This is a genomic window from Micromonospora sp. CPCC 206060 (genome assembly GCF_036906895.1).
Classification (GTDB): domain Bacteria; phylum Actinomycetota; class Actinomycetes; order Mycobacteriales; family Micromonosporaceae; genus Micromonospora.
In genome coordinates this window covers 122,285-133,231 of the sequence record NZ_JBAKHU010000009.1, presented here as the reverse complement: position 1 = coordinate 133,231, position 10,947 = coordinate 122,285, and the positions used below count along the sequence as shown (strand labels likewise).

9 protein-coding genes are annotated in these 10,947 nt (G+C 69.4%); 2 read left to right on the top strand and 7 right to left on the bottom strand.

Annotation, left to right across the window (positions count from 1 at the left end; all coding sequences use genetic code 11):
- Positions 1-38: 38 nt before the first annotated feature.
- From V6U90_RS10080 to V6U90_RS10070, 3 genes are all read right to left on the bottom strand, one after another.
- Positions 39-2,141, bottom strand: coding sequence for a DNA methyltransferase (locus V6U90_RS10080; protein ID WP_334433802.1), 2,103 nt, complete (start codon positions 2,139-2,141; stop codon positions 39-41).
- Complete coding sequence (locus V6U90_RS10075) at positions 2,141-2,389, bottom strand: hypothetical protein (protein ID WP_334433800.1); 249 nt, start codon at positions 2,387-2,389, stop codon at positions 2,141-2,143. The genes V6U90_RS10080 and V6U90_RS10075 overlap by 1 nt, the downstream gene beginning before the upstream one ends.
- Before the next feature lie 252 nt (positions 2,390-2,641).
- The gene (locus V6U90_RS10070) at positions 2,642-3,181 is read right to left on the bottom strand and encodes a hypothetical protein (RefSeq protein WP_334433798.1); all 540 of its coding nucleotides are present in this window, start codon (positions 3,179-3,181) and stop codon (positions 2,642-2,644) included.
- An 81-nt stretch (positions 3,182-3,262) separates the two neighbouring features.
- Here V6U90_RS10070 and V6U90_RS10065 point away from each other — a divergent pair, with 81 nt between their 5' ends.
- The gene (locus V6U90_RS10065) at positions 3,263-4,780 is read left to right on the top strand and encodes a serine/threonine-protein kinase (protein WP_334433796.1); all 1,518 of its coding nucleotides are present in this window, start codon (positions 3,263-3,265) and stop codon (positions 4,778-4,780) included.
- 22 nt (positions 4,781-4,802) lie between these two features.
- On the opposite strand, the gene V6U90_RS10060 is transcribed toward V6U90_RS10065, so the two are convergent.
- The 4 genes from V6U90_RS10060 to V6U90_RS10045 form a co-directional block, all read right to left on the bottom strand.
- On the bottom strand, positions 4,803-5,348 hold the full coding sequence (locus tag V6U90_RS10060; protein ID WP_334433794.1) for a hypothetical protein: 546 nt from the start codon (positions 5,346-5,348) through the stop codon (positions 4,803-4,805).
- A 111-nt stretch (positions 5,349-5,459) separates the two neighbouring features.
- Positions 5,460-6,002: an RNA polymerase sigma factor gene (locus V6U90_RS10055; protein WP_334433792.1), complete on the bottom strand. Its 543-nt coding sequence runs from the start codon at positions 6,000-6,002 to the stop codon at positions 5,460-5,462.
- A gap of 61 nt (positions 6,003-6,063) precedes the next feature.
- On the bottom strand, positions 6,064-6,696 hold the full coding sequence (locus V6U90_RS10050; protein WP_334433790.1) for a hypothetical protein: 633 nt from the start codon (positions 6,694-6,696) through the stop codon (positions 6,064-6,066).
- A 57-nt stretch (positions 6,697-6,753) separates the two neighbouring features.
- Entirely contained in the window at positions 6,754-7,017 is a 264-nt protein-coding gene (locus V6U90_RS10045) for a hypothetical protein (RefSeq protein ID WP_334433788.1), read from the bottom strand.
- Positions 7,018-7,324: 307 nt separating this feature from the next.
- Here V6U90_RS10045 and dnaE point away from each other — a divergent pair, with 307 nt between their 5' ends.
- Positions 7,325-10,864 (top strand): DNA polymerase III subunit alpha, encoded by a 3,540-nt coding sequence (gene dnaE / locus V6U90_RS10040; RefSeq protein WP_334433786.1) that lies wholly within the window; start codon positions 7,325-7,327, stop codon positions 10,862-10,864.
- The last annotated feature ends 83 nt before the right edge of the window (positions 10,865-10,947 follow it).

Below are 10,947 nucleotides of genomic sequence, written 5' to 3'. Positions count from 1 at the left end.
CGCCCATGATCCCTCATCCCGGACAGCGCTCCTGGTAGTCAGAGGCTTACCCGGAATGGCTCATTCTGACGAACGATCTTCAGCGCGAGCGGATAATCCGCAGCCTTCTCCAGCGGGTATTGCGCGAAGTCGATGATCCAGCGTCGTGGCTGCTGTTGAGGATCATCGCTGATGTCCTCGCTTGTAATGTATGGGCGGATGACATCCCGGTATTTTGGGTCCTTCCCGAGTAGTGCCTTCGCCTCGCCGGTTTCCAGCACGAATCCCTTGCCGACCGGGATGGGGCCCTGGAAACACCGGTTCTTGTTCGCGGTGAGCGGTTTGGCTTCGCCCGTGGAATTTTCCGGCGATTTCAGTTCTGGAGTGATGCCGGTGACCGGGTGGTTGTCGAGGGTGAACCCGGCGGGGGGTGTCAGCGGTGACTTGATCCAGTTGACCAGGCTGACGTGGACGGCAGCCTCGCCAGGCCAGACCTGGCTGGAGACCGCGTCGGTGATCACCCCGCCGTTGCCGACGACGTAGTCCAGACTCGCCGAGCGGGCCCGGTTCTGCGAGATCGAGTTGGTGCCGACCAGCCCGGCGCGTTGCCCCGGCTTGAGGTGCTGGTGGGCGCGGCGGAACCAGTAGACGCAGAAGTCCTTGATGCCGACGCCGAAGGTCTTGCTCAGCCACTTGAGATAGACCTCGCCGTGCGCCTCGCGCATGTTCTGCGAGCCGAGGAAAGGCGGGTTGCCGATGATGCAGTCAACCTCCGGCCACGGGACCTGGAGGGCATCCGCCGTGCGGATCGAACCGAGGCTGACCAGCGGCAGCGGCGGCTCCGCCGGGCCGTACTGGTCGATCATCTGCCGGTGGCCCATCCAGAGCGTGACCCGGGCGACGGCGGTCGCCATCGGTACGACGTCGATGCCGTGCATGTTGGCCAGCGGGAAGTACGGCAGGCCGGTGGGGGCGGGCAGCCCGGACGACTGCGCGAGCTGTGTGATCCGCTCCTTCAGCGTGTGCTCAAGGTGGCGCAGCTCCCGGTAGGCCACATAGAGGAAGTTGCCGCAGCCGCAGGCCGGGTCGAGCACCCGGAAGCGGCACAGCTCCTCCAGCAGTGCCACCCCCTCGGCCGGGCTGGTCACCGCATCGATCCGGGCCCGCCACGGCTTGACGATGGTCGGCCGGACGATCTTGAGGATGTCGACCTCGTGGGTGTAGTGCGCGCCCAGTGCACTCCGGTCGGTGCTGAGGAACCCCTCGATCAACGAGCCGAAGATGGTCGGGTCGACCCGGCGCCAGTTGTACTCGGAGATCTTGAGCAGCTCGGCGGCCTCGGCCTGGTTCAGGTGCAGCAGTGCCGGCTTGGCGAAAAGGTCGCCGTTGACGTACCGCGTGCCCTTCAGGATGCCGTTGCGACCGTGGTCGTCCGGGTCGTTGAGCGCGGTGAACAGCCCACCGAGCATCAGGTAGGACGTCCAGAAATCCTGCTTCGCCAGGAACTGGAGGGTCTGCTCGGTCGGCCGCCCGTCGATCATGTCGTAGTCCTCGGCGAAGAACAGCCAGACCATCTGCATGATGAAACGCTGGATCGACTCGGGCGGCGCCGCCTGCCGGTCGAGCAACCGGTGATAGACCTCGGACACCGCCGTGGCGGCTGCGGTGGTCAGCTCCTTGCTGCTGTGGTGGAACAGCGGCTCGTCTCCGGCGAGCACCATCAACGACTCGTACCGGTCGGGCAACTCGCTCAGCGGGAAGGCCAGTAGCGGGTCGTTCGGGTACTTGCCCGGCTCCCAGATCTCGAACCGGTGGAACGAGCAGAGGACCACGAACTGCGGTGCCGGGCGGGCGCTCGCCACGTCCGCCGAGTTACGCCAGTAGTTGAGGGCCTGCTCCCGGTGCTGTTCCAGCCGGGTGGTCTCCTTCGGCGCCTTCATCTCCACGATGAGCAGGCCGGGAAGGTGGAGATCCATGATCCCGGTCGAGGCGTGGGCGTCCTCGAAGACGCCTCCGGCGTCCTTGCGGTTGCGCCCGTAGCACTCGAACAACTCGTTGAGGAAGGTCTGCGCCTCGGAGCGCTCCGTGCCGGCATAGGTGTGCCACCGGGCGACGAACTTGACCAGCGCGGCCCGGATCTCCGCGCCGCTGCGCATGCCCATCAGAAGAGCTTCGGTGCGTCGGCGGAGAAGTAGGCGCCCTGGAACAGGTCCTTGCGGGCGGCCTCCAGGTTGCGCGCGGCGGTGGCGAGCATCCGGGCCAGGTCGTCACAGCCCACCGTCATCGCGGCGGTGCGTTGGGCACGCTCGGTGCGCTTGATCGCCTGCTCGATGTTGAGCAGCGCTTCGGACACCTCACGCAGGCCGGCTTCGCGGGCCGCCTGCTCGGGCGTACGGTCAAGATCAGACATGTGTGGTCCTTCCGGGGCGAGCAGGCCCAGCCTACCGACGGCCTCCGACAGGCGGCCCCTGCTACCCGGTCGGCTCGCCGATTACACCGGGCTGTCCGCTTTGTGCTCGGCTGACCGCCGCAATTTCCAGGAAGTCGGGGTGTCCCGTCGCGCGGACACCCCAACTTCCTGAAAAGTGAGTCGGCCGGGGTGGGTCGGTCAAAAGCGAGTCGGCCGGGGTGAGTCGATCAGGTCGAGCCGGTCGACGACGGGTCAGCAGGCGGCGCCGGTGCGGAACGTCCGCTCGACGAAGTGTGCCGGGCCCACCTGGAAGTAACCGACCCCGGGCCGGATCGGATGATCGGTGAAGAGTTCCACCCGTTGCCCGATCCGGACCAGGTACCCGGTCCGGCCGTCGTCGCTGCGGATCAGTTCACCGTGCTGGCCGTAGACCTCCTCCAACTCGGCGAAACTCATCCCGACCGCCGCGCCGGCCGGTGAGCGGGGCGGCACGGTGGCCGTACCGATCTCGGCCAGGCGCCCGGCCCGGAACCGGAGCAGGATCACCCCGGCCCACTCGCCGGTCGCACCGGAGTCGACGACGTCGTCGCAGCCCGGGTACGACCAGACATCGGTCACCAGGCCGGCGGCGGTCAGCCGGTCCAGGGTCACGCCGATCCGGTACGGGCCGGTGCCGCGTACGCTCAGCACGGGCTCACCGGTCGCCCGGCCGAAGCTTGGGGCGGCGGTGACGGGAATCATCAGCAGGGCCAGCACCCCGGCGACGGCGAGCTGACGGATCGAGGTTCGCATGGTGTTCTCCTTCGTGTGGCGGACCGTCCTATCTGGTTGGTCTCCGGGCCGGCGGGTTTTGTTCGGTCCGCAGGGGATGCGGTGACGGTTCCGGATCGGATCGGCCCGTACCGGGTCGAGCGGCTGCTCGGCGTCGGCTCGTTCGCCACCGTCTGGCTGGGCCACGATCCGGTGCTCGACTCGTACGTGGCGATCAAGGTGCTGGCCGAGAACTGGAGCCACGACCTGCGGGTCCGGGAGCGGTTCCGGGACGAAGCGCGGCTGCTGCGCCGGATCGACCATGAGCGGCTGGTCCGGGTACACGCGGTCGGTGAGCTGCCCGACGGCCGTCCGTACGCGGTGCTGGCCTGGGCGGACCGGGGGAGTCTGCGGGACCGGCTGGCCGCCGGGCCGCTCCCGGTGCCGACCGCCCTGCACCTGCTGGACGAGATCGCGGCCGGGGTGGCGGTGCTGCACCGGCACGGTGTGGTGCACCGGGATCTGACGCCGGGCAACATCCTGTTCCGGTCGGCCCCGGACGGCACACCCGACCCCGTCGAGCGGGTCGTGATCGCCGACCTCGGGCTGGCCAAGGCGCTGGCCGCGGCCTCCGGGCTGACCGCCCGCGCCGGCACCCCCGGTTACATGGCGCCTGAGCAGGACGACCCGCTGGCCGTCGTGGACACCCGCGCCGACGTCTTCGGGCTGGGGCGGCTCGGGATCCGGCTGCTCGGCATGGACGGCGCAACGGACCCCGGTGCGGGCGGCGCAAGGGACCCCGGCACGGGCGGCACAAGGAACCCCGGTGCGGCCGGCGCGACGGACCCCGGTACGGACGCGCCGAAGGGCGGGTTGCGGCTGCGGGCAGGCGTACCGCAGCAGGTGTCGACGGTCCTGCGCACCGCGACGGCCCACCATCCGGCCGGCCGCTATCCGGACGCCACCGCCTTCCGGGCAGCACTGCAACGAGCAGTGCGGGAACGGGCGACACCCGAACAGCCGGCCCGGGAACGGGCGGCGGGGTACCGGAGCACCGGTCCGGGCCGTGGGTCCGGTGCCGTACCCCGCCGCACCCTGCGTCGACTCGGACTCACCGCCGCGACGCTCGGCTGGCTCGCGGCGGTCGGTGCCACCACCGCCGACGCGGTACCCGGCCGCCCGGCGACCAGTGTCACCGTCGCCGGTGGCCGGGTGACCGTCGCGCTCCCGCCCGGATGGCAGGGGTTCGGAGACGGCTGGGCCGGCCAGTACGGCGGCGACGGTGACCTGGAACCGGGCGTGGTGATCTCACCACGCCCGCGCCGGTGGCTGGCCGATCCGACCGTCCCAGGGGCGTTCGTCGGAGTCTCCACCACCGCTGCAGCCCGGACCACGCCCGCCGGTTTCCTGGCGGAACGTCCGCACGCGGACTGCGCCACCGCCCCGACGCGGCGGACCCGGCAGGGGAACATCGACTGGACGGTGATCAGCTTCGCCTGCGGTGGCAGTCGATCCGCGATCGTCGAAGCCGCCGGGTACGACCCCGACGGCACCGCTCTGGTGTACGCGCAGATCGTCCCCCCGGTCGGCAGCGGACCCGACTTCGTGGACCGACTGCTCGCCGGGATCCGGGTACGGTAAAGCGGGCGCCCTCAGCCGGGCATCAGTTGATCACCACCGTGATGGTGTGGGTCGTACCCTCCTGCGGGATCCTGACCGCGACGGTGCCGGTACGGACGAACCGGATGTCGACCACCCCGGCCTCGTAGTGCTGCGAGACCAGGTCGGTCCGGTCGACCGTCACCTCGCCCGGACCGATGCCCTGGATCCGCAGCACCCCGCCGGTGGCGAAGCAGAGTGACCTGATCAGGGCCAATTCCTCGGTTGCCAGATCGAGGTCGTACCGGACGGCACCCAGACACGTCGACGGCCGCTCGGACGTCGACGGGGCCGGCTTCGGCGCCGCGCTCGTCTTCGTGCTCCGGGGCGGGGTCGGTCGGTCCGCGCTGGTGGTCGCGACCTCGACCGGCGTGCGGGACGGTGGCGGGGAGACGCTGGTCGGTCCGGACGGCAGCCCGTCGGACGGGCCGCTCGGCTGGGCGGCCGGCAGCGGTGACACCGGCGGGTCCGCGCAGGCGGTGGCCGGGGCGAGTACGGCGACAGCGATCACGGCAGCCAGGACTATCCGTGGAACCGGGTGGCGGGACATCGATCATCTCCTCAGTGGGTGCTGACCCGGCAGGTTAGTTCCCGCTGTCACGCACCCCTGGTCGGTTCCGGGTGTCCGGACTCCGGCCGGTTCGTTGACGGGTCTTCGCAGTCAGGCCGGCTCGTCGGCGAGTTGTCGCCGCAGCGCCTGCCGGGCCTGGTGGAGCCGGGACTTCACGGTTCCCTCTGGCAGGTCGAGCAGGGTCGCGATGTCCCGGTAGCTGAGTCCCAGGATGTCGCGGAGCGCCACCGCCTCGGCGAGTTCGGCGCTCACCGAGTCCAACGCGTCGAGCAGGTCGAGCCGGGTACCGGCGACCACGCTGGTCCGACGCGGGTCGGGTCGGTCCGGCACCGGCAGGCCGCCGCTCTCCGCCCAGCGGCGGCGCAGGGTCCGGTACGTCGACCGGGCCCGGTTCGCGGTCAACCGGTGCAACCAGGTGCGGAACGCGGCCCGCCCCTCGAACCGGCCGATCCCGGCAGCCAGGGCCAGTAACGTGTCCTGGCACGCCTCCTCGGCGTCCTCCCGGTTGGGCAGGAAACGGGCGCAGAGCCTGAGGACCTCCGGCTGCACGGCCACCAGCAGCGCGTCGAGAGCCCGCGCGTCACCGGTGACGGCTGCCCGGGCCAGCCGGTCGATCTCGTCGTCGGGTGGCATGACGGCCGTCCTCCGATTGCCGGTGTTCGCCGCTCACCGGGGAGCTGAGCGTACGGCCCGGTCACCGGTGCCGGGTGTGCCGAGTCCGGCATCCGTCTGTGCTGAGTCCGGCGTCCGTCGTGCGAAGGCCACCGCTCGCTTCTCCCGAGCCCGCCGGCCGGTCAGGGATCCAGTCCAGCGACGCGGCTGCGGCAGGGTCGGTGAACACGAGGACCGACTCGTCCAGGCGATGTAACAGCAGTTGATCCTGCGGCGACTCCTGCACCTCGCCCGCGATCAACAGCAGCGGCCGACCGTCGATGTAGAGGGTCACCTCGGCCAGTACCCCGTGCTCGACCAACGGCGAGACGGTGTCGATCCAACCGGTGGGCAGCTCCGTCAGCGGCCTCGACCGGAAGATCTCCGCCAGCTCCGCGTGGTCCTCGTCTCCGCCGTCGCCGGAGGTGGGCCGCAGCCACAGACCCCATTCGGTGTCGTCCTGGTACGTACCGATGGTGACGGCGGCGCCGTCGGCGAGTGTGGCGTCGAGGATCAGCAGTTGCAGACAGGGCACCGAAGGGTCCGCGAACTGCGCGCCATGGCCGTCGGCGGCCTCGCGTAACGCCATCTCGACGCCGGTCCACGAGGTGATCCGCCGGCCCGCAAGCTGTGCGAACTCCTGTAACCGCTCCGCCAACCAGGGTTCCCGTGCCACGGCCCAGTATCCAACAGCCTGCTCGGTCGCCAGAGGGCCGGAGCGGGGTGGGTCGGGTCAGGCCGCGTGGAACCGCCGGGGCGGGTGCGTGACCAGTGACGTCACCCGGATCATCGCGGTGCGCTGCCGTCCCTCTCGGGGCTCGCCCCGGTCGTACCAGATCTCCCGGCCGGTCACGGTGAGCCACTCGGAGCCGAGGTGGCCGGTGGTCGTCGGCGGCTCGGTGACGAGCAGCCGCAGGGCGCCCTGACCGAACAGGTAGTCACCCTCGGGGATCACGATGACGTCACCCACAGTGACGATGTTGGAGGGCTGTGCCATGTCCGGCTCCTTTCGCGCGGGTTACCCCTGAGTGTGTGCGGAGAGCCGACCGGCAGCGCCACCCCTGACCACCCCCTAGGTGACAGCCGGAAGACGATTGACCAGATCTTGGCAGCAAACGGCCCCCGGGAGGGCCGTTCGCCACCAAGATCCAAGGGTGGTGGAGCTGGTGAACGGGCGGTGCGGCGTGCCGGTAGAACCGCCCGGAGTGGATCGGTAGTGTGGGCCGAGTCGACCCGGGCCGATCGTTGATCGCGGTTGGGCCGGCACGACAGACCCATGATTCCGACCCGGGGGGGCGCTCTGCATGGGCGATTCGTTCGCGCATCTGCACGTGCACACAGAGTATTCGATGCTCGATGGAGCAGCCCGGCTCAAGGATCTCTTCGCCGAGGCGAACCGGCTGGGCATGCCGGCGGTGGCGATGACCGACCACGGCAACATGCACGGCGCGTACGACTTCTACAAGCAGGCGACCGCCGCCGGGGTCACCCCCATCCTCGGGGTCGAGGCGTACGTGGCGCCGGAGTCGCGCTATCACAAGGCCCGGGTGAAGTGGGGGCGCCCGGAGCAGAAGAGCGACGACATTTCCGGTAACGGCGCGATCACCCACAAGACGATGTGGGCCCGCAACGCGATCGGGCTGAAGAACCTCTTCACCCTCAACTCGCGCGCCTCCATGGAGGGCCACTACGTCAAGTGGCCCCGGATGGACATGGAGCTGATCGCCGAGCACGCCGAGGGCATCATGGCCACCACCGGCTGCCCGTCCGGTGCGGTGCAGACCCGGCTGCGGCTCGGCCAGTTCGACGAGGCCCTCAAGGCGGCCAGCGCCTACCAGGACATCTTCGGCAAGGAGAACTACTTCCTGGAGTTGATGGACCACGGCCTGGACATCGAGAAGCGGGTCCGTGACGGGCTGCTCGACATCGGCCAGCGGCTCGGCATCCCGCCGGTGGTCACCAACGACTCGCACTACACGCACGAGGCGCAGGCCGAGGCGCACGACGTGCTGCTCTGCGTACAGACCGGCTCGAACATCGCCGACCCGAACCGGTTCCGGTTCGAGGGGGGCGGCTACTTCATCAAGTCGGCCGAGCAGATGCGGGCGGTGGACTCTTCCGACGCCTGGTTGCAGGGGTGCCGGAACACCCTGCTGGTAGCGGAGAAGGTCGACACGACCGGGATGTTCACCTTCCGGAACCTGATGCCGCGGTTCCCGGTGCCGGAGGGGGAGACCGAGGAGTCCTGGTTCCGGAAGGAGACCTTCGCCGGGCTGGCCCGCCGCTACCCTGGCGGGATCCCCGAGGGCCACGTCACGCAGGCGGAGTACGAGCTGGGTGTGATCATCCAGATGGGTTTCCCGTCGTACTTCCTCGTGGTCGCGGACTTCATCCAGTGGGCGAAGTCGCAGGGCATCGCGGTGGGGCCGGGGCGTGGTTCGGCGGCGGGTTCGCTGGTGGCGTACGCGTTGGGGATCACCGACCTGGATCCGATCCCGCACGGGCTGATCTTCGAGCGGTTCCTGAACCCGGAGCGGGTCAGCATGCCGGATGTCGACATCGACTTCGACGAGCGTCGGCGTGGTGAGGTGATCCGGTACGTCACCGACAAGTGGGGTGAGGACAAGGTCGCGCAGATCGCCACGTTCGGCACGATCAAGGCGAAGGCGGCGATCAAGGACTCGGCGCGGGTGCTCGGTTTCCCGTACGCGGTGGGGGACCGGATCACCAAGGCGATGCCCCCGGCGGTGATGGGCAAGGACATCCCCCTGGAAGGCATCTTCGACCCGAAGCACCCCCGCTACGCGGAGGCCGGGGAGATCCGGGGTATGTACGAGGCCGAGTCGGATGTCAAGAAGGTCATCGACACCGCGCGGGGTATCGAGGGGCTGATCCGGCAGACCGGTGTGCACGCCGCCGGGGTGATCATGTCCGCCGAGCCGATCATCGAGCACATCCCGTTGATGCGGCGGGACGCCGACGGGGTGATCATCACCCAGTTCGACTACCCGACGTGTGAGTCGCTCGGGTTGTTGAAGATGGACTTCCTCGGCCTGCGGAACCTGACGATCATCGACGACGCGGTCAAGAACATCCAGCTCAACCACGGCCTGGAACTGGACCTGCTGGCGTTGCCGCTGGATGACAAGGCCGCCTACGAACTCCTCGCCCGGGGTGACACCCTCGGGGTGTTCCAGCTCGACGGCGGGCCGATGCGGTCGCTGCTGCGGCTGATGAAGCCGGACAACTTCGAGGACATCTCCGCCGTCCTCGCGCTGTACCGGCCGGGGCCGATGGGGGTGGACTCGCACACCAACTACGCGCTGCGCAAGAACGGCCTTCAGGAGATCACCCCGATCCACCCGGAGCTGGAGGAGCCGCTGCGGGAGATCCTGGCGCCCACCCACGGTCTGATCGTGTACCAGGAGCAGGTGCAGCGGGCGGCGCAGATCCTCGCCGGGTACACCCTCGGTCAGGCCGACCTGCTGCGCCGGGCGATGGGTAAGAAGAAGAAGGAGATCCTGGACAAGGAGTTCGTCCCGTTCCGGGACGGCTGCCGCGAGCGCGGCTACTCCGACGAGGCGATCCAGGCGGTGTGGGACGTCCTCGTGCCGTTCGCCGGGTACGCGTTCAACAAGGCGCACTCCGCCGCGTACGGGCTGGTGTCGTACTGGACGGCGTACCTCAAGGCGCACTACCCGGCCGAGTACATGGCCGGGCTGCTCACGTCCGTCGGTGACGACAAGGACAAGATGGCCCTGTACCTGTCGGAGTGCCGGCGGATGGGCATCCAGGTCCTACCGCCGGACGTGAACACCTCCGCCGGGCCGTTCACCCCGGTCGGCGCGGACATCCGCTTCGGCCTCGCCGCGATCCGGAACGTCGGCGCGAACGTGGTCGCCGCGATCATGCGCTGCCGGCAGGAGAAGGGCGACTACGCCGACTTCTACGACTTCCTGTCCAAGGTCGACGCGGTGGTCTGCAACAAGAAGACCATCGAATCTCTGATCAAGGCCGGGGCGTTCGACTCGCTCAAGCACACCCGCAAGGGCCTGCTCGCCGTGCACGCCGAGGCGATCGACGCGTACGCCGGGGTCAAGCGCAACGAGGCCGCCGGGCAGTACGACCTGTTCGGCGCCGGGTTCGGTGACGCCGACACCGGCGCCAGCGGCAGCAACGTGGTCATGCCCCCCATCGGTGAGAGCGAGTGGGACAAACGCGACAAGCTCGCCTTCGAACGGGAGATGCTCGGCCTGTACGTCTCCGACCACCCGCTGTTCGGTCTGGAACACATCCTCGGCAACGCCGCCGACACCACCATCGCCTCGCTCTCCGAGGAGGGCGCGGTACCCGACGGCGCGGTGGTCACCCTCGCCGGCATCCTCTCCGGCGTGCAACGCCGGGTCACCAAACAGGGCCGGGCCTGGGCCTCGGCCACCCTGGAAGACCTCGCCGGCGGGGTGGAGACCCTGTTCTTCCCCAACACCTACGAGGTCGTCGGCCAGTACATCGCCGAGGACGCCATCGTGGTGCTCAAGGGCCGCGTCGACCGCCGCGACGACACCCCCCGCATCATGGCCATGGACATGTCCATGCCCGACGTCACCGTCAACCCGGCCAACAAACCGGTCACCCTGACCATCCCGGTCACCCGCTGCACCCCACCCCTGATCGACCGGCTCAAGGAGACCCTGGCCCTGCACCCCGGCGACACCGAGGTACACATCAAACTCCTCAACGGCACCCAGGCGTCGATGTGGCGACTGCCCCCGTACCGGGTCGCCTCCACCACCGCCCTGATGGCCGACCTGAAGACCGTCCTCGGCCCCGCCAACGTCAGCTGACGTCAGCCGGACGGATGTCCGGGTCCGGAGCGCTGCCGCGCCGCGCTCCGGACACCGGCCGGCGTCAGCCACGCCGCAGCGCC

Excerpts from the sequence above, each read along its gene's own strand:
- V6U90_RS10080 (WP_334433802.1), bottom strand. The coding sequence starts at position 2,141 with ATGGGCATGCGCAGCGGCGCGGAGATCCGGGCCGCGCTGGTCAAGTTC.
- V6U90_RS10075 (WP_334433800.1), bottom strand. The coding sequence starts at position 2,389 with ATGTCTGATCTTGACCGTACGCCCGAGCAGGCGGCCCGCGAAGCCGGC.
- V6U90_RS10070 (WP_334433798.1), bottom strand. The coding sequence starts at position 3,181 with ATGCGAACCTCGATCCGTCAGCTCGCCGTCGCCGGGGTGCTGGCCCTG.
- V6U90_RS10060 (WP_334433794.1), bottom strand. The coding sequence starts at position 5,348 with ATGTCCCGCCACCCGGTTCCACGGATAGTCCTGGCTGCCGTGATCGCT.
- V6U90_RS10055 (WP_334433792.1), bottom strand. The coding sequence starts at position 6,002 with ATGCCACCCGACGACGAGATCGACCGGCTGGCCCGGGCAGCCGTCACC.
- V6U90_RS10045 (WP_334433788.1), bottom strand. The coding sequence starts at position 7,017 with ATGGCACAGCCCTCCAACATCGTCACTGTGGGTGACGTCATCGTGATC.
- dnaE (WP_334433786.1), top strand. The coding sequence starts at position 7,325 with ATGGGCGATTCGTTCGCGCATCTGCACGTGCACACAGAGTATTCGATG.